General features: G+C 69.1%; 25 protein-coding genes. 13 read left to right on the top strand and 12 right to left on the bottom strand.

The window, feature by feature from the left end; all coding sequences use genetic code 11:
- Positions 1-37: 37 nt before the first annotated feature.
- From cphA to ABT313_RS36985, 6 genes are read right to left on the bottom strand one after another with little or no spacing between them, the layout of a single operon-like run.
- Positions 38-2,839 (bottom strand): cyanophycin synthetase, encoded by a 2,802-nt coding sequence (cphA, locus tag ABT313_RS36960; protein ID WP_350863750.1) that lies wholly within the window; start codon positions 2,837-2,839, stop codon positions 38-40.
- 7 nt (positions 2,840-2,846) lie between these two features.
- Positions 2,847-3,905, bottom strand: coding sequence for a cyanophycinase (locus tag ABT313_RS36965; protein ID WP_350863753.1), 1,059 nt, complete (start codon positions 3,903-3,905; stop codon positions 2,847-2,849).
- 26 nt (positions 3,906-3,931) lie between these two features.
- Positions 3,932-5,290 carry a glycoside hydrolase family 16 protein gene (locus ABT313_RS36970; protein ID WP_350863755.1) on the bottom strand — a complete coding sequence of 453 codons (1,359 nt, stop codon included), beginning with the start codon at positions 5,288-5,290 and terminating at the stop codon, positions 3,932-3,934.
- Between the two features lie 42 nt (positions 5,291-5,332).
- On the bottom strand, positions 5,333-6,205 hold the full coding sequence (locus tag ABT313_RS36975) for a GNAT family N-acetyltransferase (RefSeq protein ID WP_350863758.1): 873 nt from the start codon (positions 6,203-6,205) through the stop codon (positions 5,333-5,335).
- A gap of 57 nt (positions 6,206-6,262) precedes the next feature.
- Entirely contained in the window at positions 6,263-7,486 is a 1,224-nt protein-coding gene (serB, locus tag ABT313_RS36980) for a phosphoserine phosphatase SerB (protein WP_350863761.1), read from the bottom strand.
- A gap of 53 nt (positions 7,487-7,539) precedes the next feature.
- The gene (locus tag ABT313_RS36985; RefSeq protein WP_350863763.1) at positions 7,540-8,274 is read right to left on the bottom strand and encodes an Rv1486c family protein; all 735 of its coding nucleotides are present in this window, start codon (positions 8,272-8,274) and stop codon (positions 7,540-7,542) included.
- Between the two features lie 61 nt (positions 8,275-8,335).
- Here ABT313_RS36985 and ABT313_RS36990 point away from each other — a divergent pair, with 61 nt between their 5' ends.
- The 4 genes from ABT313_RS36990 to ABT313_RS37005 all read left to right on the top strand — a co-directional run bounded on the left by ABT313_RS36990 (position 8,336) and on the right by ABT313_RS37005 (position 11,881).
- A complete protein-coding gene (locus ABT313_RS36990) occupies positions 8,336-9,118 on the top strand; it encodes an ABC transporter ATP-binding protein (protein WP_350863766.1) in 783 nt (260 codons plus the stop codon).
- Positions 9,119-9,136: 18 nt separating this feature from the next.
- Positions 9,137-9,664, top strand: a complete 528-nt coding sequence (locus tag ABT313_RS36995; protein ID WP_350863769.1) for an NfeD family protein — start codon at positions 9,137-9,139, stop codon at positions 9,662-9,664.
- 157 nt (positions 9,665-9,821) lie between these two features.
- Entirely contained in the window at positions 9,822-10,979 is a 1,158-nt protein-coding gene (locus ABT313_RS37000; RefSeq protein WP_350863772.1) for an SPFH domain-containing protein, read from the top strand.
- Positions 10,980-11,134: 155 nt separating this feature from the next.
- Positions 11,135-11,881: a sulfite exporter TauE/SafE family protein gene (locus ABT313_RS37005; protein WP_350863775.1), complete on the top strand. Its 747-nt coding sequence runs from the start codon at positions 11,135-11,137 to the stop codon at positions 11,879-11,881.
- On the opposite strand, the gene ABT313_RS37010 is transcribed toward ABT313_RS37005, so the two are convergent.
- Entirely contained in the window at positions 11,865-12,515 is a 651-nt protein-coding gene (locus ABT313_RS37010) for a TetR/AcrR family transcriptional regulator (protein ID WP_350863777.1), read from the bottom strand. The two genes, ABT313_RS37005 and ABT313_RS37010, sit on opposite strands and share 17 nt — an antisense overlap.
- Positions 12,516-12,565: 50 nt before the next feature.
- Between ABT313_RS37010 and ABT313_RS37015 the strand changes: the two genes are divergently transcribed.
- Both ABT313_RS37015 and ABT313_RS37020 read left to right on the top strand, forming a co-directional pair.
- Positions 12,566-13,519, top strand: coding sequence for a quinone oxidoreductase family protein (locus ABT313_RS37015; RefSeq protein WP_350863780.1), 954 nt, complete (start codon positions 12,566-12,568; stop codon positions 13,517-13,519).
- 12 nt (positions 13,520-13,531) lie between these two features.
- On the top strand, positions 13,532-13,963 hold the full coding sequence (locus tag ABT313_RS37020; protein WP_130450357.1) for an organic hydroperoxide resistance protein: 432 nt from the start codon (positions 13,532-13,534) through the stop codon (positions 13,961-13,963).
- Here the strand turns inward: ABT313_RS37020 and ABT313_RS37025 are convergent, their stop codons facing one another.
- The 5 genes from ABT313_RS37025 to ABT313_RS37045 all read right to left on the bottom strand — a co-directional run bounded on the left by ABT313_RS37025 (position 13,964) and on the right by ABT313_RS37045 (position 18,348).
- Positions 13,964-14,788: a Sco1979 family transcriptional regulator gene (locus tag ABT313_RS37025; protein WP_350863831.1), complete on the bottom strand. Its 825-nt coding sequence runs from the start codon at positions 14,786-14,788 to the stop codon at positions 13,964-13,966.
- Between the two features lie 99 nt (positions 14,789-14,887).
- The gene (locus ABT313_RS37030; protein WP_350863783.1) at positions 14,888-15,973 is read right to left on the bottom strand and encodes a flavin-containing monooxygenase; all 1,086 of its coding nucleotides are present in this window, start codon (positions 15,971-15,973) and stop codon (positions 14,888-14,890) included.
- A gap of 71 nt (positions 15,974-16,044) precedes the next feature.
- Positions 16,045-17,505 (bottom strand): LuxR C-terminal-related transcriptional regulator, encoded by a 1,461-nt coding sequence (locus ABT313_RS37035; protein ID WP_350863785.1) that lies wholly within the window; start codon positions 17,503-17,505, stop codon positions 16,045-16,047.
- A 10-nt stretch (positions 17,506-17,515) separates the two neighbouring features.
- Positions 17,516-18,046 (bottom strand): YbaK/EbsC family protein, encoded by a 531-nt coding sequence (locus ABT313_RS37040; RefSeq protein ID WP_350863787.1) that lies wholly within the window; start codon positions 18,044-18,046, stop codon positions 17,516-17,518.
- On the bottom strand, positions 18,043-18,348 hold the full coding sequence (locus tag ABT313_RS37045; RefSeq protein ID WP_350863789.1) for a GNAT family N-acetyltransferase: 306 nt from the start codon (positions 18,346-18,348) through the stop codon (positions 18,043-18,045). The genes ABT313_RS37040 and ABT313_RS37045 overlap by 4 nt, the downstream gene beginning before the upstream one ends.
- A gap of 145 nt (positions 18,349-18,493) precedes the next feature.
- Here ABT313_RS37045 and ABT313_RS37050 point away from each other — a divergent pair, with 145 nt between their 5' ends.
- From ABT313_RS37050 to ABT313_RS37080, 7 genes are read left to right on the top strand one after another with little or no spacing between them, the layout of a single operon-like run.
- Positions 18,494-19,957: an MFS transporter gene (locus ABT313_RS37050; protein ID WP_350863834.1), complete on the top strand. Its 1,464-nt coding sequence runs from the start codon at positions 18,494-18,496 to the stop codon at positions 19,955-19,957.
- A 9-nt stretch (positions 19,958-19,966) separates the two neighbouring features.
- Positions 19,967-21,418 carry a cobyric acid synthase gene (locus tag ABT313_RS37055; protein ID WP_350863791.1) on the top strand — a complete coding sequence of 484 codons (1,452 nt, stop codon included), beginning with the start codon at positions 19,967-19,969 and terminating at the stop codon, positions 21,416-21,418.
- A complete protein-coding gene (locus ABT313_RS37060) occupies positions 21,415-21,972 on the top strand; it encodes a DinB family protein (protein WP_350863793.1) in 558 nt (185 codons plus the stop codon). The genes ABT313_RS37055 and ABT313_RS37060 overlap by 4 nt, the downstream gene beginning before the upstream one ends.
- Positions 21,965-22,864 carry an RNA polymerase sigma-70 factor gene (locus ABT313_RS37065; protein ID WP_350863795.1) on the top strand — a complete coding sequence of 300 codons (900 nt, stop codon included), beginning with the start codon at positions 21,965-21,967 and terminating at the stop codon, positions 22,862-22,864. The genes ABT313_RS37060 and ABT313_RS37065 overlap by 8 nt, the downstream gene beginning before the upstream one ends.
- 16 nt (positions 22,865-22,880) lie before the next feature.
- A complete protein-coding gene (locus ABT313_RS37070; protein WP_350863797.1) occupies positions 22,881-23,276 on the top strand; it encodes a hypothetical protein in 396 nt (131 codons plus the stop codon).
- Between the two features lie 34 nt (positions 23,277-23,310).
- The gene (locus ABT313_RS37075; RefSeq protein ID WP_350863799.1) at positions 23,311-24,420 is read left to right on the top strand and encodes a CaiB/BaiF CoA transferase family protein; all 1,110 of its coding nucleotides are present in this window, start codon (positions 23,311-23,313) and stop codon (positions 24,418-24,420) included.
- Positions 24,421-24,433: 13 nt separating this feature from the next.
- Positions 24,434-25,576 (top strand): acyl-CoA dehydrogenase family protein, encoded by a 1,143-nt coding sequence (locus tag ABT313_RS37080; protein ID WP_350863801.1) that lies wholly within the window; start codon positions 24,434-24,436, stop codon positions 25,574-25,576.
- Positions 25,577-26,132 lie beyond the last annotated feature (556 nt).

Consider the following 26,132-nt stretch of genomic DNA (forward strand, 5'->3'; position numbering starts at 1 on the left):
CCCTACAACGCGATGAACAGCGTCCCAGGGTGACAGGTCAGGCGAGTTCTCGTTCTTGTTCCGCGGGCTCCTCGTCCGGGGGGACGAAGTCGGGGTCGCCGCCCTCGTCACCCGAGCGGGCGCCGGCCTGGGCGAGGTGGGAGACCGACTCGAGCTCGGCCAGGACCTGCTGGTGCTGGTCGACGCAGAGGACGACGAGGTCGCCCGGGTTCGAGCGGCTGAGCGCGTGCTTGACCGCGTCCAGCTCCTCGAGCACCGTGTCGACCTGCCGGCAGCGGGCGCCCTGCTCCATCGCAGCACGTACGCCGGCTTCGACCAGCGCGGCCGACTCGCCGCGCTTGCGTCCGCGCAGCCGGGCGTCCTCGCGGACCACGACCACGTCGAAGTGCTGAGCCGCGACCTCACCCAGTTCACGGATGTCGTCGTCGCGGCGGTCGCCCGCGGTCGCGATCACGCCGATCCGCGACGGCCGCCCGAGCTCGGACGACGCGGTCAGGCTCTCGCCGAGACGATCGACGAAGTCCCCGAGCATCCGCATCGCCGGCGCGTTGTGGCAGTAGTCGACGATCACGGTCCGGCCGTCGACGTCGATCTCGTTCAACCGCCCGGGCGACAGGTAGTACGACGTACTGAACGTCCGCAGGCCCTGCCGGATGTCGTGCAGCGACGCACCCGCCGCGAACGCAGCCGCGGCGGCCGCCATCGCGTTCTGCACGTTCATCATCGCCCGTCCGCCGAACGTTGCCGGCAGCAAGTGGGTCCAGGCGAGCTGCATCGACCGCCGGCCGTGCTTGACGACGATCATGTCGCCCAGGTCGGACCGCTCCAGCACCACCGCGCGACCGCCGCGCCGGCAGTGCCCCTCGATGTAGTCGCGGACCTCGCTGCCCGGCTCGGCCATGGAGAACCACACGACCTGCCCCGAACACTTCCGGCGCATCTTCCGCACCAGCGGGTCGTCGGCGTTCAGTACGGCGTACCCCGTCCGCGGCACCGCCTCGACCAGGACCGCCTTCACGTCCGCGAGCTGCTCGAGCGTGTCGATGCCGCGCAGCCCCAGGTGATCGGGCTGGATGTTCAGCACCACGGCGACGTCGTTGCGTTCGTACCCGAGGCCCTCGCGCAGGATCCCGCCGCGTGCCACCTCGAACACCGCGAAGTCGACCCGCGGGTTCTGCAGCACCATCCGCGCCGACTTCGGCCCGGACGCGTCCTGCCGGATCACCAGCCGCTCGTCGATCACGATGCCGTCGGTCGACGTCATCCCGACCTTGCGGCCGAGACCCTTGAAGACGTGGCTGATCATCCGCGCGGTCGTGGTCTTGCCGTTCGTCCCGGTCACCGCGACGATCGGGATCCGGCTGGTCGCGCCCGGCGGGAACAGCATGTCGACGACAGGCTTCGCGATGTACTGCGGCTCGCCGATCGTCGGGTTCGTGTGCATCCGGAACCCGGGCGCCGCGTTCACCTCGCAGATCGCGCCGCCGGTCTCCCGCACCGGCTGGGTGATGTCTGGGCAGATGAAGTCGATGCCGGCGATGTCGAGCCCGATCATCCGGGCCGCCTCCTCGGCGATCTCGACGTTCTCCGGGTGCGCCTCCCAGGTCCGGTCGATCGAGATCCCGCCGGTGGACATGTTGCCGGTGAGCGTCAGCTTCACCATCACGTCCTCGGGCGGTACGTCGTCCAGCTCGAAGCCCTGGTCGCGGACGAGCTGCCGGGCGGCGGCGTTGATCGTGATCCGGGTCAGGATCTTCTCGTGACCGACACCGCGGCGCGGATCGGCGTTGGTGATGTCGACCAGCTCGGCCACCGTGTGGATGCCGTCGCCGACCACGTGCGCGGGCACGCGTTCGGCGATCGCCTCCATCCGGCCGTTGATGATCAGGCAGCGGTAGTCCTTGCCGGTGACGAAGTTCTCCACGATCACCGAGCCGCGCCGGGACTGCTCGGCCGCGATCGGGAACGCCTCGCGGACCGCGTCGGCGTCCTGCAGGTTCAGGCAGACGCCGCGGCCGTGGTTGCCGTCGAGCGGCTTGCAGACGACCGGGTAGCCGATCTTGTTCGCGACGGTGACCGCTTCCTCGACCGTGCGGATCGACTCCGACCGCGGCACCGGCAGACCGGCGGACGCGAGCAGCCGGGTGGTGAGGTCCTTGTCGCTGGCTACGTCGACCGCGATCGAGCCGGTTTCGGACGTCATCGTGGCCCGGATCCGCTTCGCGTGTACACCCTGGCCGAGCTGCACCAGGCTGGCCTTGTTCAGTCGGATCCACGGGATGTCGCGGGACACGGCCTCGTCCACGATCGCCTGCGTCGACGGGCCGAAGGCCGTCCGCTCGGCCTGCTTGATGAACTTCTCCAGCTCGGTGGTGAAGTCGAATGCGGGATCAGGCTGGACCAGGTTGTTCACGAACCGTACGGCGAGCTCGCCCGCCGCGAGTCCGACCGCTTCGTCGGCGTACGCGTAGGTGATGTTGTAGATGCCGGGGGAGCCCTTGACCTGCCGGGTCTTGCCGCGGCGCATGTCGTGGCCGGCCTCCTGCTGGAGCTGGAGCGCCACGTGCTCGGCGATGTGGCCCAGCCAGGTGCCTTCGTACAGGCGCTCGATGAAGCCGCCCTTCCGGCCGCGCGAGCAGTGGTGCTGGTCGAGCCGCGGGAGGTCGGCCAGCAGCCGCTCCGTGAAGCCGGGGATCGTGTTCGACGGGAAGTTCTCGAGTGATCCGAGGTCGACGACCAGATGGATCGCTGGGTCGTAGCTCCAGATGTTCGGGCCGCGGTAGACGCGGGTCTCGATGATCTTCAGGTCGGGCGCGGGAGTGCCGGTGGTCTCGCTCATGCGGGCATCACTGTTCTGGTTGCGTGCGGTTGGGGAGTTCGGAGTCGGCGCCGGCCGTGATCGGCTCGGTCGCCTCCGGTCTGGACTCCCCGGCCGCCAGTGATGTGGCTGACTTCTTGGAGGTACGCCGCCCGGCCCGCTTCTTGCGGTCGGCGTAGTACTTCGGTGATACCCCCTCGGCCGCGATCTCCTTGGCCAGCTTGCGAAGATCTGCCTCGGCCGCCTGCATCTCGGCCAGCTCGGTCGCCGGCGGCTGCTTGCCGTACGACAGCAGCACCCGGTTCTGCAGGTCGAACGTCGCGGTGGCCGGCAGCACATGCAGTACGACTCCGGACGCGAGCAGCGGCTCGGACCTGCCGGCGTAGTGCCCGTTGGACGTGATCCGGCTGCCGTCGAAGATCGTCACGGCGCCGCGGCCGACGACCTCGAGGTGCGAGCCGCGGAACACGGCCGCGGTGTCCTCGTCGACGCCGATCCCGAGCAGACCGGGGGACTGGGCGACGAGCGACAGCAGACGGCCGTACCGGTTCCGCTGGGCGAAATGCTGGTCGACGATCGCGCCCTGGACCAGACCGAGACCGCCGGACAGCTGGCTCATCCGCTGTCGCGGGGTGGCGCCGGATCGCCCGAACGCAATCATGTGTTCGGCCAGGATGCTCGCGCCGGCCGACGTACCGCCGACGGCGGCTCCGCGTGCGTGGGCGGCCGTGACGGCGCGGCCGAACGCCGTACCGGTGACGACACCGGCCAGCTTGAGCTGGTTGCCGCCGGTCATGAACACACCGGTCGCGTCGTTCAGCGGGGCGATGAAGGCAGGGTCGTCGGCGTCCTCCCGGTTCTCCGGGCGGACGCCGACCACGCTCTCGGCCCCGAGCGCCGCGAACAGCGCCCGGTACACGTCGATCACGTCCGGGCCGAGCGCGGACGCCGTGGGCACCACGACGATCCGCGCCTTCGGTCCACCGGCGGCCTCGACGAACTCCTGCAGCACCGTGCGCTTCTTGAGCTTGTCCTCGGCGCCACCGATCGCGAACAGGGCACCCGGCCCACCCTGCAGTTCAGACATAAGCTGCAGGATAGGTGCTAGTGCCCTCAGTGACCGAACGTGAACCAGTTGAGGTTCACGTAGTCGGCCGGTTGGCCGCTGGTGAAGGTGATGTAGACGGTGTGGGTGCCGGTCACCGACGCCATGTTGGCGGGGATGGTGCGCCAGGATTGCCAGCCGCCGGTGTTACCGACCGCAAAGCTGCCGATGGGGGCGTTGGACCGGCTGTCGAGGCGTACTTCGACGAGCCCGCTGATACCGCCCCCGGCGCCGGACGCGACGCGTGCCACGAACTGCGTCGCCGCCGTGCTGCCGAAGTCGATGCCGTTGTACTGCGCCCAGTCGCCGTTGCCGATCTGCATCAGGTTCTGGCCCCCGCCGGTGTCCGTGGTGGTCTCCAGGCCCATCCCGGACTGCTGCGAGTACGACTCCGCCTGCAACGTGCCGTACGCCGAGGAGCCGCCCGGCGGGGGAGTCGTCGGCGGCGGAGTGGTACCGCCGCCCTTCGACGACACGGCCACGTAGTCGACTGTCATCGGACGATCCGGCACGGTCGACGCGCGCGGAGTCGGGCCGTTGAGCGCGTCCGGGAACGCGCCGCCGATCGCGAGGTTGAGCAGGACGAAGTAGCCGGCGTGCGACGTCATGTTCGACCAGGTGTCAGCCGGCAACTGCCCCTGGCTGACGGAGTGGAACTGCTGGCCGTCGACGTACCAACGCAACTGGTTCGGCGACACCGACGTGTCCCACTCGAACCGGTACGTGTGGAACGCGGACTGGCAGCTCGACCCCGGGCATGCGCGGTTCGCGCCGATCCCGGTGGTCTCGTTGCACGGGCCGCCCGGGCTCACGCCGCAGTGCAGCACACCCCAGACGGAGTTGATCCCGTTGACGTTCTCCATGATGTCGAACTCGCCGATCCCCGGCCAGTTCCAGTAGTTGCCGCGGTACGGCGCACCGAGCGCCCAGAACGCGGGCCAGTAGCCGAGCGCCGCGTCACCGGTCACGTTCGGCATCTGGATCCGGCTCTCGATCGCCAGCACACCGCCCGACGGCGGCTTGAAGTCACTGCGGCGACTCTCGATCCGCGCCGAGGTCCAGTTGCCGGCCCCGTCCCGGCGCGGGGTGATCCGCAGGTTCCCGGTGCCGTCGAGCGACACGTTGTCCGGACTGTTCGTGTAGTTCTGGATCTCGCCGGTGCCCCAGTTCCCGGGACCGCCCGGGTAACCGTGACCGGTGTCGATGATCCAGTCGGAGCCGGACGGCAGACTGCCGCTCGACCCGTTGAAGTCGTCACTCCACACCGTCGTCCAGCCGTCGGTCGGCGGCGGGACACTCGCATGCGCGAGCGGAACGACGGCCAGCAGAGGCGCCAGCAGCGCAAGTACTAAGGGGCGGGTACGCATGAACCTATGGGAGCGCTCTCATCGCGCACTGTCAACAGCTCGTCACAGCTGGGTTCGGTACACCGTCGTACTGCGCCGGACCCGCATGCCGAGCCGTTCGTACATCGCCAGCGCGCCGGTGCCGGAGTGCGTCCAGAGGATGCAGGTACTGCAGCCGCGGGCGAGGAACCCGGCACACGTGCGATCGAGCATGGCCCGGGCGATGCCCTTGTTCCGCTGGTCGTCGCGGACGGCGAGCTGCTCGACGTACCCCTCGTCGCCGTCCAGCGCGATCACCGCGCCGACCACCTCGTCACCGGCGTACGCGAGCGTCGACACCTCCGGGAGGAAGGTCGACCGTCCGACGGTCAGCTCGCTCCACTCGTCGAAACTCTTCCGCCGCGGCTGGAACGCCGCGAACGCCGCCTCGATCAGCTCGTACACCTCCTGCGCGCGGGCGGCGTCGTACGCCGACAGCCGGATACCTTCCGGGACCGGGAAGGCTTGCGGACTGATTGGTCGCTCCAACAACCAGTTCGTCGCCAGTACGCTGCAACCGCGCGACTTCAGCAGCTCCGTGCCGGCGAGGTCCGCGTCGTCGACGATCTGCGCGAACCACTCGCTGCCGCGCGCCCGCGAACCCGCCTCCGCCCAGTCGAGCAGCCGCGACCCGATCCCCAGCCCGCGGTACGCCGCGGCGACGTCAATCATCGCGTGCTTGCCGTCGTGCAGCCACGCCCACGCCGCCAGGTCGCCGTTCGGAGCCATGACGACCAGCGTGTCGCGCTCGAGGACGATCAACGGCCGGCTCAGGTTCGCGGCCACCTGATCCGGAATCACCTCGGCCTGCCCGTGCCACTCACGCTCGTTCGCCGCGATCAGTCGGTAGATGGCGTCCGCATCGTCAAGGGTGGCCGGCCGGTCCGTGAAGTCCATGGACCGATCCTGCCGCATGCCGGCCGCGGGGCCGCGGTGTTCTGCAGGTTGTTGCGATCAGGCCGGGGTCTCGGCGTCGGCGACTTCCACTTCTTCGCGGGTGATCCCGAGGAGGTAGAGGATCGTGTCGAGGTAGGGGACGCTGAGATGGGTGTCGGCGGCCGCACGAACCACCGGCTTGGCGTTGAACGCGACGCCGAGGCCGGCCGCGGCGAGCATGTCGAGGTCGTTGGCGCCGTCGCCGATGGCCACGGTCTGGGTCAGCGGGGTCCCGGACCGGACGGCGAACTCACGCAGGGCCGTCGCCTTGCCGGGGCGGTCGACGATCTCGCCGACGACCCGGCCGGTGAGTACGCCGTCGACGATCTCGAGCTCGTTCGCCTTGGCGTAGTCGATGCCCAGCTCGGCCGCGAGCTTCTCGGTGATCTGGCTGAACCCGCCGCTGACGATCGCGAACTGGTAGCCGAGCCGCTTCAGCGTGCGGACCAGGGTGCGGGCGCCGGGCGCGAGCTCGATCGCGGCGTACACCTCGTCGAGCGCGGTCGCCGGCAGGCCCTCCAGTGCCGCGACGCGATGCCGGAGCGATTCCTCGAAGTCCAGTTCGCCGCGCATCGCCTGCTCGGTGACGGCGGCGACCTCGGCCAGTCGGCCGGCATGCGCGGCGAGCATCTCGATGACCTCGCCCTGGATGAGCGTCGAGTCGACGTCCATCACGATCAGCCGCTTGGCCCGCCGGTACAGCCCGCCGTCCTGGACCGCGACGTCGAGCCCCTGCCGGACGCCCTCGAGCGCGAGCACCGTCCGCAGCGTCTCGGGCTCGGCGCCGGAGACCGCGATCTCCATCGCGGTGACCGGGTACCGCGCCATCCGGCTGATCCGGTCGATGTTCGCGCCGGTGTCGGCGATCCGGCCGGCGATCGCGGCCAGCCCGGCGGCGGACAGCGGACGCCCGATCACGGTCACCTGGCTGCGGCCCTTGCGCCGCGGCTCGTTGTCGCCGAGGCCCTTCTTCACCGAGATGTCGACGTCGAGCACGCTCGCGAGCGCCTTCAGTTCTTCTTTGAGGTCCTTGTGGTCACGCGGCGCGGACAGCAGTACGCCGAGCACCAGACGCCCTCGCAGGACGACCTGCTCGGCGTCGATGACCTCGAGCCCGCGGGTCGCCAACGTGGACAGGACGGCCGACGTCAACCCGGGCCGGTCGGTGCCCGTCAACGTGATCAGGAGCGTCGGCCGCTCGGCCGCCGCGGTGTCCGCCTCAACCTCACTGGGATCAGTCATCGCACTGCGAACGCTACCGAAATGAGATGACCGTCCAGTGGCCGGTCCGGATCTCAAGCATGAATCGGCGGCGCGCACGCCGCCACCAGCGCCCGGCGCGCCGCGGCCGCGAGGTCGAGCAACGCCCGTCGCCGGGCGTCCGCCTCGGCCCCGGTCACCGCCGCGCCGTCGTCCGCCAGCGCCGCGTCCGCGATCGCCAGGCAGCGCCGCGCGGTCGCCGCCGTCTTCACCGCCCGCGGTTCGTAGCCCGGAGCAAGCACGTCCCCGTCCCCGCGGCCGATCTTGCGGATGTCGATCAGCGCGTCCGCGACCTCGGGCTTCCAGCGGGCGACCTCGAGCGCGGCGAGCGAATCGGCCGCGTCGATCAACGCCAGCCGCAGGCCGCGATCGGCCTCGCCGAAGTCCGCCGGCGTCGGGCTCGCCGCCGGCAGCACCGACCACTGCACGGCCGGCCCGACGTACGACGGAACCAGGCCGAGCTCAGGTCCGGTGAGTACTACGGCCTCGCCGGTCTCCAGCGCGGCCTCGTTGAACGACGGCGGTCCGGCCAGACCGATCGGATCACCCGGGACGGGCAGCGCGAGGTGCGCCTGCGTCGTACCGGCGGCGCGCAGCAGGTTCAGCGCGACCGGCAAGGTGGCGGGTTCGGGATGCCCGGCCAGCCCGGAGACGTGGTGACCGACGTCGTCACCGAGGATCTTCGACGCGGCGGTATCGGGGTCGCAGGCGCCGGTCAGCATCGCGTTCGTCCACACGGTGAACCGTACCGAGGCGGAGGTCGTCAGCACGCCCGCAAGTCTCTCACCACCCGAGCACACGCGACGAAGGGCGACCCTTTAGGTTTTGTCCATGACTGCAGTGGTGGAGCTGGCCGGGGTGACCATCGTCCGTGGTGGGGCGCGGCTGCTGGACGGGATCGACTGGACCATCGACGAGGCCGACCGCTGGGTGGTGATCGGGCCGAACGGCGCCGGCAAGACGACCCTGCTGCAGATCCTGGCCGCACAGCTCCACCCGACGACCGGTGTCGCCGGCTTGCTCGGTGAGGTGCTCGGTGCCGTCGACGTGTTCGAGCTGCGGCCGCGGATCGGCCTCACGAGTGCCGCATTGGCCGATCGGCTGCCCAAGAGCGAGCGGGTCTCCGACGTGGTCGTCTCCGCGTCGTACGCCGTCCTCGGCCGCTGGATCGAGGAGTACGACGACCTGGATCACCAGCGCGCCAACGCACTGCTGGCCGAGCTCGGGATCGGGCACCTCGCCGACCGCACGTTCGGGACGCTGTCCGAGGGAGAGCGGAAGCGAGTGCAGATCGCCCGCGCACTGATGACCGACCCCGAACTGATGCTGATGGACGAGCCCGCGGCGGGCCTGGACCTTACGGGTCGCGAACAGCTGGTCCGCTCGCTCAGCTCGATCGCGACCGCCGTCGGCGCTCCGGCGATGGTCCTCGTCACCCACCACGTCGAGGAGATCCCGCCCGGCTTCACCCACGCCCTCCTGCTCAAGCAGGGCCGCGTCGTCGCCGCCGGCCCGATGGACGAGGCCCTCACCGCCGAAACCCTCAGCGACACCTTCGAGCTCGCCCTCACCCTCAAGCAGGAGGACGGCCGCTACACCGCCCGCGCCCTCTGACCCAGCTAGGCTTGGGAAATGATGGATTGGCTGCGGGACAACATGTGGGCGGCATGGCTGACGATCGCCGCCGTCCTCGGCCTGGCTGAGCTGGCCTCGCTCGACTTCACGCTGCTGATGCTGGCCGCCGGCGCGCTCACCGCCGCGGGGGTCGCGGCGTTCTTCCCGGGACTGCTCTGGCTGCAGATCGTCGTCGGGCTGATCACCGCGGCCGCGATGCTGGGCGCGATCCGCCCGATGATCGTCCGCAAGATCCATCACGGGCAGGAGCTGAAGACCGGCTCCGCCCACGTCATCGGCCGGACCGGGACCGTGGTGAAGGAGATCCACCCCGACGGCGGCGGTTCGATCCGGATCGGCGGAGAGCTCTGGACCGCCCGGCCGTACGACGAGATCTCGACGATCGCGCCCGGGACGCGGGTCGAGGTGATGCACATCGACGGCGCCACCGCGGTCGTGTACCCGGTCGGCGAACCGTTGCACCACCAGCTGGACCTGCCCGAGCCGTCCCAGGATCCCAAGCCGTCGGACCCGCCCCAGAGCTGATCGGTTGAGTGGGCCCCTGCGCGCAGTAGTGTCGAAGGTGCGGACGGTGGAGTAGCTGCTCGATCAGGCATCCGACGCGCCGGGAACCGGTACGGCGCCTGCCCCGTCGATACGGAAGACTGTCCGTCCTGAGGGTCCGTTCGAGTGGAGGGTCAAAGTGACCGCGTTCCTCATAGTCCTGGCACTGGTCGCCTTAGTGGTGATCGTGACCTTGGTCAAGTCCGTCCGGGTGGTGCAGCAGCAGACCGTCGGGATCGTCGAGCGCTTCGGCAAGTTCAAGACCGGTCTGCAGCCCGGCCTGAACCTGCTGACGCCGTTCGTCGACAAGGTCCGCTACACCATCGACATGCGCGAGCAGGTGGTCGCGTTCCCGCCGCAGGGCGTCATCACCGAGGACAACCTGATGGTGTCGATCGACTCCGTCATCTACTTCCAGGTGAACGACCCGGTCCGGGCGACGTACGAGATCTCGAACTACATCCAGGCCATCGAGCAGCTGACCATGACCACGCTGCGGAACATCATCGGCGGCATGGACCTGGAGCAGACGCTGACGTCGCGTGAAGAGATCAACGAGAAGCTCCGGTACGTGCTGGACGAGGCGACCGGCAAGTGGGGAATCCGGGTCAACCGGGTCGAGCTCCGCTCGATCGACCCGCCGCCCTCGATCCAGGACTCGATGGAGAAGCAGATGCGCGCGGACCGTGACAAGCGCGCCGCGATCCTCACCGCGGAAGGTATGCGGCAGTCCGCCGTCCTGTCCGCGGAAGGCCAGAAGCAGTCCGCGATCCTCACCGCCGAAGGTGACAAGCAGTCCCGCATCCTTCGCGCCGAGGCCGAGCGGCAGGCCCGGATCCTGAAGGCGCAGGGTGAGGCGCAGGCCATCACCACGGTCTTCAACGCGATCCACGCCGGCAAGCCCGACCAGGGTCTGCTCGCGTACCAGTACCTGCAGATGCTGCCGTCGATCGCCCAGGGCGACGCGAACAAGCTGTGGATCGTGCCGAGCGAGATCGGCGACGCGCTCAAGGGTCTCGGCAGTGCGGTCGGCCAGGTGGCCGGCATCACGCAGAAGGCCGAGGGCGAATGGCACGCGCCGGAGCTGTCCAACGGCGAGGTCGCGGAGCTCGACTCGTCCGCGGCCGCACCGGCAGCGGTTGCCGAGGCCGACAACGCGGTCCGCGAGGCGATCGCCGCCGCCGAGTCCGCGGCCGTCAGCACCCGCAGCCAGGCCGCGGCGCCGTCGACGCCGGCAGTGCCGCCGCCGGCTCCCACCCAGGACCTGCCGCCGGCCGCGGAGCCGCCGCAGCGCTGACACCCTGTTGTTCCGAACGAGGCCTCCCCGGTCAGCCGGGGAGGCCTCGTGCTGTCGGAGGGCTGTCGATTGACGACCAGTCGATCGCATACTGTCTGCTCAACGGACGGACGGATGAGCGGGAACCGCGATCGGGTGCGTAAAGTCAGGCAGCGATGACTTGGTACGAGGCTCTGTTCGTCCTGCTGGCGGGGATGGGCGCGGGGACGATCAACGCCGTGGTGGGATCGGGCACCCTGCTGACCTTCCCGGCGCTGCTTGCCGTCGGCATCCCGCCGGTGCTCGCGAACGTCAGCAATACGGTCGGCCTGGCGCCGGGTACGGCGGCCGGCGCGATCGGCTACCGGCGTGAGCTCGAGGGCCAGCGCGGTCGGATGCTGCGGTTGATCCCGGCGTCGCTGGCCGGCGGCATCGTCGGGGGAGTGTTGCTGCTCACACTGCCCGACTCGGCGTTCCACGCCGTCGTACCGGTGCTGATCCTGCTCGGCTGTCTGCTGGTCGCGTTCCAGCCGTGGCTGTCGAAGTGGATCAGTGCTCCGTCGCACCTGCACCGCGGCGCCTGGTGGGTGATCCCGGCCGTCTTCGCCACCGGTGTGTACGGCGGGTACTTCGGCGCCGCGCAAGGCGTCCTGCTGATGGCGATCCTCGGCCTCGGCCTGGACTCGAACCTGCAGCGGATGAACGGCCTGAAGAACGTCCTCGCGACCGTCGTCAACACAGCCTCCGCGATCCTGTTCATCGTCGTCCACGAGATCGACTGGCTCGCGGCCGCTCTGATCGCGGTCGGCTCGACGATCGGCGGTTTCATCGGCGCCCGCTACGGCCGCAAGCTCCCGCCGATCGCACTCCGCGCGCTGATCGTCTGCATCGGGATCCTCGCGATCGTCACGATGGTGTTCTGAGCTGCAGGCCGGCCAGCAGTAGGTCCAGCCCGTAGTCGAACTGCTCGTCGCCGCCCGTCGTCCGGGCCAGCTCCGGCGCCAGCTCGACGACCGACGGGAAGTCGCGCGCCGACAGCGACTCCATCGTCGCCCGAAGCCGCCGCCACGCCTCGGGATCGCGGCGCTCGGCCGCCATCTGGATCTCCCACGAGGTCGAGCCGAGCACATACGTGAACAACGTCGTGTGCGTCCGCGCCGCCGTCTCCGGGTCGAACCCGGCGGCCCGCAGTACGCCGAGGAGCCCTTCCGCGACGCGCGCCGTCTCATGCCCGCTCAACGGCCGGCCGGCGAGTAGTTGCGCAAGGCAAGGATGCTGGAGCATCAGCAGCCGCAACGACCGGCAGACCGCGCGCACCTGGTCGGGCCACTCGGCATCCACCGGCACGGCGGGCAGCAGGCCCATCAGGTGATCGCGGACGGCGTCGTACAGCTCGTCCTTGTTACGGAAATAGGTGTAGAGCGCCATCGGGCCGACACCGAGCTCGGCGGCCACGCCGCGCAGACTGAAAGCGTCCGAGCCGCGCGACTCCATCAGCTCGAGCGCGGTCCGCACGATCAGTTCGGAGCTGAGTGTGTTCCGCGGTGTCCTGGCCATGTGACGCACCTCCCTTCGACGTTCATAGCGTACAGTGTATAGTACGGTGTATGCGAGCCATTCAGATCACCGAGTTCGGTGGACCCGAGGTCCTGAAGATCAGCGAGGTCGCGGAGCCGGTGCCCGGCGACGGACAGGTGCTGATCACGGTCGACCGCGCGGGTATCAACTACGCCGACACACATCAGGTCGAGAACAGTTACCTCTCCAAGGCGGAGCTCCCGATGATCCCCGGCGGCGAGGTGGTCGGCCGGACGGCGGACGGCCGTCGCGTCGTGGCGCTCACGGGCTCCGGCGGGTATGCCGAGAAGGCGCTGATCCACCCGATGCGGGCCTGGGACGTGCCGGAAGGCGTGACCGATGGTCAGGCGCTCGCGCTGATCGTGCAGGGCACCACCGCGTGGTACATGCTGAAGCACTCGTCGCACCTGCAGGCCGGTGAGTCCGTCCTGGTCCACGCGGGTGCCGGCGGTGTCGGCCACCTGTCCATCCAGCTCGCGAAGCTGTGGGGCGCCGGGCGTGTGATCGCGACCGCGTCGTCAGAGGAGAAGCGGCAGCAGACCGTCGAGCTCGGCGCCGACGTCGCGATCGACGGTACGCCGGAAGGCCTGAAGGACCGCATCCTCGAGGCGAACGGCGGCAAGCCGGTCGACATCGTGCTGGAGATGGTCGGCGGGCCGACGTTCGACGAGTCGTTCGCCGCGCTGGCGTCGTTCGGCCGGTTGGTGACCTTCGGGGCGGCGGGCCGCGAGGCCGCCAAGCCGATCGAGCCCGCCCGGCTGATGAAGGGTTCGAAGACGATCGCCGGCTTCTGGCTGGTCGACTGCTTCCGCGACCCGCAGCGCTTCAGCGCCGCCCTGGCCGAGCTGTTCGACCTGACCGCCGGCGGCACGCTCCGCCCGATCGTCGGCGCGGAGTACGCCCTGTCCGACGCCGCCACCGCTCATGAAGACATGCGTGCCCGCAAGACCGTGGGCAAGCTCCTGCTCGATCCCACACGCTAGGAGAAACCAGATATGACGATCGCTGTTGAGAAGGTTCTGTACACCGCCCGCGCCACCGCGGACGGCGGCCGCGACGGCAAGGTGTCGACCGACGACGGCAAGCTCGCCGTCACCGTCGCGCCGCCGGTCGAGATGGGTGGCAACGGCAACGGCACCAACCCGGAGCAGCTGTTCGCGGCCGGGTATGCGGCCTGCTTCCACAGCGCGCTGAAGCTGGTCGCGCGCAAGGCCCGTCAAGACTCCGACGGTTCGACCGTTACCGCCGAGGTAGGCATCGGCCCGATCAACGGTGGCGCCGGCTATGGCCTGCAGGTCGAGCTCGTGGTCAGCCTGCCGGGTGTCGAGCGCGCGGTCGCCGAGGAGCTCGTCGCCAAGGCCCACGAGGTCTGCCCGTACTCCAACGCCACCCGCGGCAACATCAAGGTCGACCTCAAGGTCGCGTAACTAGAGCCGCGCGAGGGCCTCTTTCAGGAGGCCCTCGGTCGCGGAGACCGGGGCCGCCGAGATGGTCAGGCCCTCCATGATCGCGACGTACTCGTCCACCTCGTCGAGCTTGTCCAGGTAGAGCGCGCTGGCCGCGTGCTCGATGTAGACGATGTCCGGCAGGTCGCCCTCCGGGAACCGCAGCAGGCTGAACGCGCCGCCTGCACCGGCGTACCCGACGCTGCTGAACGGCATCACCTGCAGGGTGATGTTCGGCTGCTGCGACCACATGATCAGGTGCTCGATCTGCGCCCGCAGGACCTTCTCGCCGCCGACCGGCCGGTGCAGCACCGACTCGTCGATGACGACCCAGAGCCGGGCCGGGTTCGCCCGGGTGAGGATCTGCTGCCGGGTCACCCGGAGCTCGACCCGCTGGTCGACCTCCTGGTGCGGCAGGAACGTCGACTTGCCCAGCTGGACCATGGCACGCGCGTACTCCTCGGTCTGCAGCAGACCTGGGACGAACATCACTTCGTACGTCCGGATCAACGCCGCAGCGACTTCGAGGCCGACGTAGTTGGTGAACCAGCTCGGCATCACATCGCCGTACCGCGACCACCAGCCGGGGTTGTTCGCGGCCCGGGCCAGCTCCATCAGCCGGAACCGCTCGTCCTCCTCGCCCATCCCGTACAGCTCGAGCAGGTCGCTGACATCGCGTTCCTTGAACCCGACCCGGCCGAGCTCCATCCGGCTGACCTTGGACTCCGAGGCCCGGATCTGCCAGCCCGCGTCGGCGCGACTGATCCCGGCGGCTTCACGCATCCGCCGCAGCTGCCCGCCCAGCATGATCCGCAGAGCGGTCGGGCCACCCTCGCCGCCGCTCACCGACACCTGATCACTCACCCTGACCCACGCCCAGCCACGCACCCATTTCAGCCCGTGATGCTACCGCCTGTCCACGGGTATCGCGTGATCGGCGTGTTGGACGAGATGCCTGACGAGGAAGCGAGCGTCGCGATCCACCCCCTGGATGCTGGCGGACGCGATCGCGTACTGGAAATCGAGCCCGAGGAAGTACAGGCCGTCCACGTCGGACGCCACACCCCGCTCGTGCCGCGGCCGGCCGTCGGCGCCGAAGACGGGCAGGTCGATCCAGCTGTGGTCCGGATCGGAACCCGTGCACCAGACCACGGTCGTCACATCGTCGAGTACGTCGCCGTCGGCCGTCACCGGCTTGCCATCGCGGACGCCGTCGATCCGGCTCAGTCGTTCGATGCCGGCCGCATCGAGATGATCGAGCTTGTTGCGGGTCAGCGGCAGACCGTTCTTCAGCGCGTTCGCGATCGCCTTGCGTCCCATCGGCGTACGCCGGGTGAGGACGTACTTGAACAGGAACATGACAACCGGCGTGAACACGTGGCCGACGGTCGAGTCGATGTCGACGGGAACCTGTCCCGGGTGCCTTCCGGCGAGCAGCGTGGGATGGGTCTTGACCGCGTCCAGCGCGACGTCGGTGCCGGAGTTGGCAGCACCAACGATCAGTACGGTGCCTTCGGCAAGCTGTTCGGGATTGCGGTACTCCAGCGAGTGCAGCTGCCGGATCGACGGATCGAGTTCACCGGCGAAGGACGGCCACCGTGGCGTGCTGTGCATCCCGGCCGCCACCACGACCTGGTCGGCCCGCCAGTCGCCGGCGTTCGTCTCCACCACGAACCCGTCGCCGTCTCGCGACAACCGCGTCACCCGCACACCGGTCCGCACCGGCAACTGCTGATGGACGGCGTACTGCTCGAGATAGTCGGCCATCTCGTCCCGGTCCGGGCAGTCTTTCGTGCCGATCCGGAGCCCCGGCAGACTCGCGTACCGCGGCAGGCTGAACAGCCGCAACGAGTCGTACCGTTCCCGCCAGCAGTCACCCACCCGCTCGTTCCCGTCGAGGATGACGAAGTCCTCGCCCCGCCGCCGCAGGTAGTACCCCACCGCCAGCCCGGCCTGGCCCGCCCCGACCACCACAACCCCGACCCTGTCCATGAACTCAAAGTAGGACGGCCGGGCGCGGCGCACATCCACCGATCACGCCAATTCACCGCGGCGGCGAGTGGTCATTTGTGCCCAGTAAGACCGTGCTCATAGGCGTAGGCGGTCGCGGCGGCTCTGCTGGAGACTGCGAGCTTCCCAAAGATGTTGCTGACATGTCGGGCGACTGTTCGTTCACTGAGGAACAGCTGATCAGCTACCACCCGGTTCGTCGCACCTGTCGCGAGTAGCCGTAGGACTTCCAGTTCCCGCGGGCTGAGCGTGCTGCTGTTGTTCGGCTCGGCCATCGTCAGGTCGCCGTCGGCGCCGAGGCGCTCGAAGACGGCCCGGGCGCTGTCGAGCTCCATCTGCTCCGCATCGGTGTCGCCGAGCTGCCGGCAGGCCTCTGCGACCAGCAGCCGTGTGCGGGCACCCTCGTACGGCATCTCCAGACGCTGCCACAACGTCCACGCCCGCCGCAGCGGCGGGATCGCGCCCTGCGGATCACCGCACGCGATCCGCACCGCGCCCTCGGCGTACGCCGCCAGCGCCTGCAGGTACGGCGATTCGGCCGGAGCGAACTCGTTCAGCTCGGCTGCCGCCTTGCGTGCGGTCTCGCGGTCGGAGCATTCGATCGCCAGCTCGACCCGCGCCGCGAGCAGCATCGGGCGAACCGGCGAGAACGGGTTCTCGGCGAGCGCCCGCTCCAGCCCGGCGATCGCCACGTCTAACCTGCCCTGAGCAGCTCGCAGCCGGGCCAGCCCAGGCTGCACGTCCACCCCGTCGCCTGCTGCCAGTTGATACGCGTGCTCGGCCGCATTGGCCGCCTCCGCCCAGGCCCCACGGAACTGGAGGATCTGCGCGCGATGCACCAGGCAGGCCCCACGGTAGGGGACCAGCCCTGGCTGCGAGTCACACCAGCCGCTGAGAGCGCGCGTCCACTCCTGGGCACGGCGGATGTCGTACATGTTCAGGCAGAGGGCGATCACCGCGCAGTACGCCATCCCGGTGACCTCGGGACCCACCTGCCCGCCGGTCACGTGGACCATCGCCTCGTCGAGTGCCACGAGCGCTTCGGCCCCGCGGCCGAGCATGGCGAGGCAGTTGCCGCGGCCGAGCGCCGCCAGCACGATCGTGTCCGGCTCGGTCGCCCAGTGCAGGTTCTCCTCGAACAACGGCAACGCCGTTGCCGCGTCGCCGGAGTTCATCGTGAGCGCGGCGTCGGCCATCGCGAGCCGACCGGCCAGCTCGGCGTTCCCTTCCGGGGCGAGGCGCATGATCCGGGCCTGCCATCCGGCCGCGCGGGACAGATCACCGCGCTGCTGCAGGTGGAACCCGAGCCAGAACCCGCTCCGGATCGCCGCGTCGGTGTCGCCGGCGGCGAGGTGGCCTTCGTGCGCCCGCTCGCGGTACGCCGCAACCTCGTCGTCGTGACCGAGCACGAACGCGGCGACCGCGAGCCGGTCCAGCTCGGCCGGCGACAGCGGAGCACGCTGGTCCGCCGCCGTCAGTTCGGCGTACTCCGCGGGCCAGTCGTGCTGCTGCATCGTCGGGCCTCTAGTGCTGCGCCAGGTCCAGCACTGTTGCTGCCGGCAACTTCGCGAGCTCGGCGGCGTCGAGCAGCAGCTTCGACCCGCGGATCCCGCTGCCGATCACCACCAGGCCGGCCTGCACGACCGCCTCGTCGACGAGCACCGGCCAGTCCGCGGGCAGCCCGATCGGCGTGATCCCGCCGTACTCCATGCCGGTCGTGCCGACCGCGTCGTGCTGGGCGGCGAACGAGATCTTCCGGACGCCGAGATGCTTGCGGATCACGCCGTTCACGTCGGCCCGGTCCGTGGCCAGCACGAGCACGGCGGCGTACGACTCCTCGCCGGCCCGCTTGCCGAGCACGATCACGCAGTTCGCCGACGCGGCCATCGGTACGTCGTACTCCGCGCAGAACGCGGCGGTGTCGGCCAGCTCCGCGTCGATCGCGGCCGCGTACGCCGTGACGCCCTGGAGCGCGTCACGAACCGGCGCGGCCAGCAGCTCCGGCACCTCGGCCGCCGGCTGCCAGTCCAGCTTGCCCAGCACCGGGGCCGTCACTGGTGCGCCTCCGGCAGCTTGACGAGGTCGGCGTACTCCGTGTGCTCGGCGAGGAATTCCTGGTAGAACGGGCAGGCCGGCTTGACCCGGAGCCCGAGGGCCCGCGCGTCGTCGAGCGACTTCGTCGCGATCCGCCCGGCCACGCCGCGGCCGCGGAACTCGGGCAGCGTCTCGGCGTGCAGGAAGGCGATCACGCCCGGGTGCAGCTTGTAGTCGACGAAGCCCATCAGGGTGCCGTCCGCGTCGTGTGCCTCGTACCGACTGTGGTCCTTGGCGTCCACGATGTTGATCTCATTCTCCATGCCCGCAACTTTAGCGACCATGACCGAGGGTTTTGACCTCGTCACTCCTGGGGTACCGGCCCGAAGGGCATCCGGAGAGGAGCAGTGGGTGAGCGAGCACGCGTTGGAGCATGGAAAGGCGATACCGAGTCTCGTGCCGGCCAGGATGGACCGGCTGCCGTGGACACGGTTCCACTGGATGATCGTCGTCGGTCTGGGCGTCTCGTGGATCCTCGACGGCCTCGAGATCCAGCTGGTGTCGCTGGTCGGGAACGTGCTGAAGGAGCCGGAGACGCTGCACCTGAGTACGTCGCAGGTCGGTCTGATGGCGTCGGTCTATCTGGGCGGTGAGGTGGTCGGAGCACTCGTCTTCGGCCGGTTGACCGACCGGCTCGGTCGGCGCAGCCTGTTCATCGTCACGCTGCTGGTGTACCTGCTGGCGTCCGGACTCGCGGGTCTGTCCTGGGACATCACCTCGCTGCTGATCTTCCGGTTCATCGCCGGTATGGGTATCGGCGGCGAGTACGCCGCGATCAACTCCGCGATCGACGAGCTGATCCCGTCGCGGTACCGCGGCCGGGTCGACATCGGCGTGAACGGCACCTACTGGGCCGGCGCGCTGATCGGCTCCGCGGTCGGCCTGGTGTTCCTGAACAAGGACATCGTGCCGATCGAGTGGGGCTGGCGGCTGTGCTTCCTGATCGGCCCGGTGATGGGCCTCGTGATCATCTACCTGCGCCGGCACATCCCGGAGAGCCCGCGCTGGCTGATGACCCACGGACGGGTCGAGGAGGCCGAGCGTACCGTCGACTCGATCGAGGAGACGGTCCGGCGGCAGGGCGGCGAGCTGCGCAAGGTCGGCGACGACGAGGCGATCGAGGTGGTCGACTACCCGCCGGTGACGTACCGCGAGATCGCCCGGGTGATGCTGCGCGACTACCGCAGCCGCTCGTTCCTCGGGTTCTCGATGATGGTCACCCAGGCGTTCCTCTACAACGCGATCTTCTTCACCTACGCGCTGGTGCTGAAGTCGTACTTCGGCCTGAACGACTCGAGCGTCGCGCTGTACTTCTTCCCGTTCGCGATCGGCAACCTGGCCGGTCCGCTGCTGCTCGGCCATCTGTTCGACACCGTCGGCCGGCGGAAGATGATCCTCGGCACCTACACGCTGTCCGCGGTCGTGCTGTTCATCACCGCGCTGCTGTTCAACGCCGGCGCGTTGAACGCGGCCTCGCTGACCGGGCTGTGGTGCGTGGTGTTCTTCTTCGCCTCGGCCGGTGCGTCGTCGGCGTACCTGACGGTGAGCGAGATCTTCCCGATCGAGCTCCGCGGCCAGGCGATCTCGTTCTTCTTCGCGATCTCGCAGCTGACCGGCGGTGTGATCGCGCCGTTCCTGTTCGCGTCGCTGATCGGTACCGGCGACAACCCGGCGCGCGGGCCGCTGACGGTGGGTTACATCGTCGGTGCGGCCGTGATGCTGGCCGGCGGGATCATCGCCTGGGTGTTCGGTGTGGACGCGGAGGGCAAGTCGCTGGAGAACATCGCCAAACCGCTCTCGTCGACCGGCGGCTCGACCCGGTTCCAGGGGGCGACCCCACGGGTGCCGAGGACGGAGCGCCCCGAACCCTAAGATGGCGGCGTGGGTTCGCTGCTGATCGCCGGTACGACGTCCGACGCCGGGAAGACGACCGTGGTCACCGGCATCTGCCGCTGGCTGGCCCGGCAGGGCGTGCGGGTCGCGCCGTACAAGGCGCAGAACATGTCGAACAACTCGATGGTCTGCGCCGACGGCACCGAGATCGGCCGGGCGCAGTGGATCCAGGCCGTTGCCGCGGGCGCCGAACCCGAGGCGGCGATGAACCCGGTGCTGCTCAAGCCCGGCAGCGACCGGCGCAGCCACGTCGTGCTGATGGGGCAGCCCTGGGGCGAGTTGAGTGCGCGCGGCTTCCTGACCGAGCGGGCCGAGCTCGCCAAGGCGGCGTTCGCGGCGTATGACGATCTCGCGTCGAGGTACGACGTGGTGATCAGCGAGGGCGCGGGCAGCCCGACCGAGATCAACCTGCGGCAGTCCGACTACGTGAACATGGGGCTCGCGCAGCACACCCGGGCGCCGGTCGTCGTGGTCGGCGACATCGACCGCGGGGGAGTGTTCGCGTCGATGTTCGGCACGGTGGCGTTGCTCGACGCGGCCGATCAGGCGCTGATCGGCGGGTTCCTGGTGAACAAGTTCCGCGGCGACGTCTCGCTGCTGCAGCCGGGGATCGACATGCTCGCCTCGGTCACCGGGCGCCCGACGTACGGCGTGCTGCCGTGGTTGCCTTCGTTGTGGCTGGATTCCGAGGATGCGCTCGACATCCCGGTACGACGTACCTCGCCGGGTGACCTGCTGACGATCGCGGTCGTGCGTTTCCCGCGCATCAGCAACTTCACCGACCTGGACGCGCTCGCGGTCGAGCCGACCAACAGCGTCTTCTTCACCACCAGCGCGGCGGAGGTCCGCGACGCTGACCTAGTAGTCCTCCCAGGCTCGCGTGCCACGGTCGCCGACCTGGCCTGGTTCCGCGACCAGGGCCTGGCCGACGCCGTCGCCGCGCGGGTGGCCGATGGCCGCCCGGTGCTGGGGATCTGCGGCGGGTACCAGGCGCTCGGATCGGTCATCCACGATCCTGACGGGGTTGAATCGCGCGGCGATCACGCCGGACTGAACCTGTTGCCCGTCGCAACCACCTTTGCGCGCGAGAAGACGTTGGCGCGGCCCACGGCCACGGCGTACGAGATCCACCACGGCGTGGTCGCGGTGACCGCAGACGCGGACGCGTTCCCGGGTGGCTGCCGCAGCGGCAACACCTGGGGAACCATCTGGCACGGCCTGCTCGACGACGACACCGCGCGGCACGCCTTCCTGACCGAAGTGGCGAACCTGACCGGCAAACCCGCACCCGACGGCTCCGTCTCGTTCGCCGGCCTGCGCGCCGAAAGACTGGACCGCCTCGCCGACATGATCGACGAGTACGCCGACACCGCCGCGCTCATGTGGCTGATCGAGAACGGCGCCCCGCCCGCCCCCTTCGTGCCACCAGGAGCACCGTGAAGACCGAGTTGCAGAACTACCTCCAGGAAACCCGTGCGTTGATGCTCGCCAAGCTCGAAGGGCTGAGTGAGTACGACCGGCGCCGTCCACTGGTCCCGTCCGGTACGAACCTGCTCGGGCTGGTGAAGCACCTGGTCGGCATCGAGTACGTCTACCTCGGGACCAGCGTGGGCCGACCGCCGGCCGAGCAGCTGCCCTGGGAGGCGGACGGCTCGGTCTGGGACGGCGCTGACATGTGGGCCAGGCCGAGCGAGTCGACGGAGTACCTGACCGGTCTCTACCGCGAGGCGTGCGCGCACAGCGACCGCTCGATCGCCGACCTCGACCTGAACCACCCGGCCGAGGTGCCGCACTGGCCGGAGGGCGGGCGCACCACGACCTTCGGCGCGCTGCTCGTCCGGGTCGTCGACGAGACCGCGCATCACGCCGGCCACGCGGACATCGTCCGCGAGCTGATCGACGGCCAGGGCGGCAAGGACGCTCTCGACGAGACTGCCCGGAGCGACTTCTACACCACGATCCAGCAAGCAGCGGAGACGTTACTCGGTGGATGAGTTCGAGCGTCTGCGGGGGCGGCTGTTCGGGATCGCGTACCGGATGACCGGGTCGGCGACCGACGCCGAGGAGATCCTGCAGGACGCCTGGCTGCGCTGGCAGGCGGTCGACCCCGCGTCGGTCCGGGACCCGGACGCGTACCTCGCGAAGATCGTCACCAACTTGTCGATCAAGCAGCTCACGTCCGCGCGTGCCCGGCGCGAGTTGTACGTCGGGGAGTGGCTGCCGGAGCCGGTCCTGACGGGACGGGCCGAGCTCGACACGCTGGAGACGGTCGCCGAGCGGGACTCGGTCTCGTTCGCGCTGCTGCTGTTGCTGGAGCGGCTGACGCCGGCCGAGCGGGCGGCGTACGTGCTGCATGAAGCGTTCGGGTACAGCCATCATGACGTGGCGGAGCTGATCGGGACGTCCGATGCGAATGCCAGGCAGTTGCTGTCCCGCGCCCGGAAGCGGGTGGCCTCCGGCTCCCGGCTGGAACGGACGGTCGACCGGGCGGACTGGCGGGAGCTTGTCGATCGCTTCCTGGCGGCCGCGCAGTCGGGCGAGATCGAGCAGCTTGAGCAGTTGCTGGCCGAGGACGTCGTCTCCACCGCGGACGGCGGCGGCAAGGTGATCGCGGCCCGGAACCCGGTTGTCGGCCGGACACCGGTGGCGCGGTACCTGATCGGGACGCTGCAGAAGTTCGGCGCGGGTTTCGTCCTCGGCTTCGCGGAGGCGAACGCCGAGCCGGTGCTGATCGCCGAGGGCCCAGACGGGCTGATGGCGGTCTGCTTCGTCGAGTTCGGCCCACACGGCGTCAGCGACCTCCGCTTCGTGCTCAACCCGGACAAGCTCGCATTCGCCGCAACCCAGGTGTCACAGATCGGAGGGCTGCCGGATCTGAGCTGGTGAACCGAAAGGACACCACATGAGCTCGAGGACCTATATCCGTGTCGTCCTCTGGATCCTGGCCGTCTTCGAGCTGGTGCTCGGGGTGTGGCTGACGATCGTGCCGAAGACGTTCTACGACCACGTGCCGACGGTGAACTGGACGCCGCCGTACAGCGATCACCTCTTCCACGACTTCGGCGGCGCAAGTCTCGGCCTCGGCATCGTGCTGACCGCGGCCGCGATCCGGCTCGATCGCTTCTGGACCGTGATCGCGCTGGTCGCCTACCTGGCGTACGCCGGGCCGCACCTGGTCTTCCACCTCGGCCATCTGGAGGGCGACGAGCGCACGTTGTCGATCGGGCTGGCGGTGATTCTCGCGCTGATGGTCGCGCTCCCGCTGACCGCGCTGGCCGCGACCCGCAAGTTGACTTGACGACTGTGACAGTAGAACTGTCACAATAGCGCCCATGGGTCCACTCGAGGGCGTGAAGGTGGTCGAGCTGGCCGGGATCGGCCCGGCGCCGTTCGCGTGCATGATGCTGGCCGAGCTCGGCGCCGACGTACTGCGGATCGATCGGCCCGGCGGCAGCGTGTCGCTCGGGCCGCCCGAGCTCGACCTGCTCAACCGCGGTCGCCGGAGCGCGGCTCTCGATCTGAAGCAGCCGGCCGCGGTCGACGTCGTACGGCGGCTGGTCGCGCAGGCCGACGTACTGATCGAAGGCTTCCGGCCCGGCGTCGCCGAGCGGCTCGGGCTCGGGCCGGAGCAGTGTCACGCGATCAACCCGCGGCTGGTGTACGGGCGGATGACCGGCTGGGGCCAGGACGGTCCGCTCGCGCAGACGGCCGGGCACGACATCGACTACCTCGGATTGTCCGGCGCCCTGCACCTGATCGGGCGGGCCGGCGGGCCGCCGCAGGTGCCTGCCAATCTGCTCGGCGATTTCGCGGGCGGGTCGTTGTACCTGGTGATCGGCGTACTCGCAGCGCTGCACAGCGGCGAGGGCCAGGTCGTCGACGCGGCGATCGTCGACGGGTCGGCGCATCTGACCACGATGCTGCTCGGCGCGCTCGCAGCCGGGTCGTGGCGGCAGGACCGCGGGACGAATCTGCTCGACACCGGCGCGCCGTTCTACGACGTCTACGAGACCGCCGACGGGAAGCACCTGTCGGTCGGCGCGCTCGAGCCGCAGTTCTACGCGGAGCTGATCGAGAAGCTCGGGATCGACGCGCCCGACCGCAACGACCCTGCGCAATGGCCTGAGCTGCGCAAGGTTTTTGCCGAGACCTTCCGCCAACGGACGCAGGCGGAATGGACGGCAGTGTTCGACGGCTCGGATGCCTGCGTCGCGCCTGTCCTGCCGCTCGCCGCCGATCACCCGCATCTCGTTGCCCGAGGCACCTTTGTGGACCATCACGGCGTACGGCAGCCGGCACCCGCACCACGTTTCGACCGTACGCCGACCAGCCTGGGCCGGCCGCCCGCGCGACCCGGGGAGCATACCCGCGAGGCCCTGACCGACTGGGGCATCACCGACCTCGACGACTTGCTGGAATCCGGCGCCGCCGTACAGAACTGAGAGGAAACCGCCCGTGGAACGTCAGCTCTTCGACGCCGATCACGATGCCTTCCGGGAGAGCGTTCGCGCCTTCTGTGACAAGGAGATCGTGCCGCACCACGACAGCTGGGAGGAGGCCGGGATCGTGCCGCGCGAGCTGTGGACCGCAGCCGGTGAGGCGGGTCTGCTCGGCTTCATGATGCCGGAGGAGTACGGCGGCGGTGGGGCGCGCGACTTCCGGTTCAACACCGTGCTGATCGAGGAACTGACGCGGGTCCGGGCGAGTGGGGTCGGGTTCACGATCCACACCGACATCAACTCGGCGTACCTGCTCGACTATGCGACGCCTTCCCAGAAGGAGCGGTGGCTGCCGGCGTTCTGCGCGGGGGAGACGATCAGTGCGATCGCTATGACCGAGCCTGGCGCGGGTAGTGATCTGCAGGGGATCCAGACGACTGCTCGCCGCGACGGGGATCACTATGTGCTGAACGGGCAGAAGACGTTTATCTCGAACGGCATTCTTGCGGATCTGGTGATCGTGGTTGCCAAGACTGACCCGGCGGCCGGCGCGCAGGGGATCTCGCTGATCGTGGTTGAGCGCGGGATGCCCGGATTCGAGCGCGGGCGGAATCTGGACAAGATCGGCCTCAAGGCGCAGGACACGGCGGAGCTGTTCTTCGACGACGTACGGGTGCCGGTGGAGAACCTTCTCGGCGAGGAGGGCAAGGGCTTTATCTATCTGATGGAGAAGCTGCCGCAGGAACGGCTCACGATTGCGGTGGTCGCGGCCGCGGCGTGCGAGAACATGCTCGACGACACTCTGCGCTACGTGAAGGACCGGAAGGCGTTCGGCCGCCCGATCGGCTCCTTCCAGAACAGCCGCTTCGTCCTCGCCGAACTCGCCACCGAGACCCAGATCGCCCGCGTCTTCGTCGACCGCTGCATCGAGGAACTGAACGCCGGAACACTGACTGTCGCCGAGGCCGCGATGGCGAAATGGTGGACCACCGAACTCCAGAAAAAGGTGGTCGACCGCTGCCTCCAACTCCACGGCGGCTACGGCTTCATGACCGAATACCCCATCGCCAAGGCCTACCTCGACACCCGAATCCAAACTATCTACGGCGGCACCACCGAAATAATGAAAGAAATAATCGGCCGAACAATGGGCATCTAAGAAGGACAGAAGGACAGAGAAGGACAGGAGAGATCTGCTCTGCTGCACGTCTCAGGCCAGACATAGGCCCCACGTGACCCTCAGGTTGCGCTTGCTAGCAGCGTCAGAACTATCCCGGCAGTGCGGCGACCGGGTCTGACGTGAGCTCGTGAAGGGCCTGCAGTCTCCCGGCGGCTGCACGACGATGCCCCGGTACGCACGGCCCAGCACGGGATGCATGTCGCGACCCAACCGCTCCCCGCAGAGACAGCCCTCAATCGCGGGACCCCGTCGGTAACCGAAGCGGCCAGGATCGCGACAGCTGCGTGGTGCGCCGGTTCGTCTTGTAAATAAGGGATTCCGACGGTTTCACCGATTTGGCGAGCCGGGCCAGAACATGTAGAATCGAACACATGTTCGACACAGATCTGGAGCAGCTGTCGACGGCCGACCTACTCGAGTCCGCCGCCGAACACCGCGTAACGGCCAACCAGGCCGACACGCGGCTGCTGCAGCACGCCCAGATCTACGCCGACCGCCACCACCCGTCGGTCTGCGCCACCCGCCCGATCCGTCC

The sequence above is a fragment of the Kribbella sp. NPDC000426 genome, assembly GCF_040300265.1.
Taxonomy (GTDB): Bacteria; Actinomycetota; Actinomycetes; order Propionibacteriales; family Kribbellaceae; genus Kribbella.

What these genes read in the sequence shown, in the direction of transcription:
- cphA (WP_350863750.1), bottom strand. Translation starts at nt 2,839, where the DNA reads ATGAGCGAGACCACCGGCACTCCCGCGCCCGACCTGAAGATCATCGAG.
- ABT313_RS36965 (WP_350863753.1), bottom strand. Translation starts at nt 3,905, where the DNA reads ATGTCTGAACTGCAGGGTGGGCCGGGTGCCCTGTTCGCGATCGGTGGC.
- ABT313_RS36970 (WP_350863755.1), bottom strand. Translation starts at nt 5,290, where the DNA reads ATGCGTACCCGCCCCTTAGTACTTGCGCTGCTGGCGCCTCTGCTGGCC.
- ABT313_RS36975 (WP_350863758.1), bottom strand. Translation starts at nt 6,205, where the DNA reads ATGGACTTCACGGACCGGCCGGCCACCCTTGACGATGCGGACGCCATC.
- serB (WP_350863761.1), bottom strand. Translation starts at nt 7,486, where the DNA reads ATGACTGATCCCAGTGAGGTTGAGGCGGACACCGCGGCGGCCGAGCGG.
- ABT313_RS36990 (WP_350863766.1), top strand. Translation starts at nt 8,336, where the DNA reads ATGACTGCAGTGGTGGAGCTGGCCGGGGTGACCATCGTCCGTGGTGGG.
- ABT313_RS36995 (WP_350863769.1), top strand. Translation starts at nt 9,137, where the DNA reads ATGATGGATTGGCTGCGGGACAACATGTGGGCGGCATGGCTGACGATC.
- ABT313_RS37005 (WP_350863775.1), top strand. Translation starts at nt 11,135, where the DNA reads ATGACTTGGTACGAGGCTCTGTTCGTCCTGCTGGCGGGGATGGGCGCG.
- ABT313_RS37010 (WP_350863777.1), bottom strand. Translation starts at nt 12,515, where the DNA reads ATGGCCAGGACACCGCGGAACACACTCAGCTCCGAACTGATCGTGCGG.
- ABT313_RS37015 (WP_350863780.1), top strand. Translation starts at nt 12,566, where the DNA reads ATGCGAGCCATTCAGATCACCGAGTTCGGTGGACCCGAGGTCCTGAAG.
- ABT313_RS37020 (WP_130450357.1), top strand. Translation starts at nt 13,532, where the DNA reads ATGACGATCGCTGTTGAGAAGGTTCTGTACACCGCCCGCGCCACCGCG.
- ABT313_RS37025 (WP_350863831.1), bottom strand. Translation starts at nt 14,788, where the DNA reads ATGCTGGGCGGGCAGCTGCGGCGGATGCGTGAAGCCGCCGGGATCAGT.
- ABT313_RS37030 (WP_350863783.1), bottom strand. Translation starts at nt 15,973, where the DNA reads ATGGACAGGGTCGGGGTTGTGGTGGTCGGGGCGGGCCAGGCCGGGCTG.
- ABT313_RS37035 (WP_350863785.1), bottom strand. Translation starts at nt 17,505, where the DNA reads ATGCAGCAGCACGACTGGCCCGCGGAGTACGCCGAACTGACGGCGGCG.
- ABT313_RS37045 (WP_350863789.1), bottom strand. Translation starts at nt 18,348, where the DNA reads ATGGAGAATGAGATCAACATCGTGGACGCCAAGGACCACAGTCGGTAC.
- ABT313_RS37050 (WP_350863834.1), top strand. Translation starts at nt 18,494, where the DNA reads ATGGACCGGCTGCCGTGGACACGGTTCCACTGGATGATCGTCGTCGGT.
- ABT313_RS37070 (WP_350863797.1), top strand. Translation starts at nt 22,881, where the DNA reads ATGAGCTCGAGGACCTATATCCGTGTCGTCCTCTGGATCCTGGCCGTC.
- ABT313_RS37075 (WP_350863799.1), top strand. Translation starts at nt 23,311, where the DNA reads ATGGGTCCACTCGAGGGCGTGAAGGTGGTCGAGCTGGCCGGGATCGGC.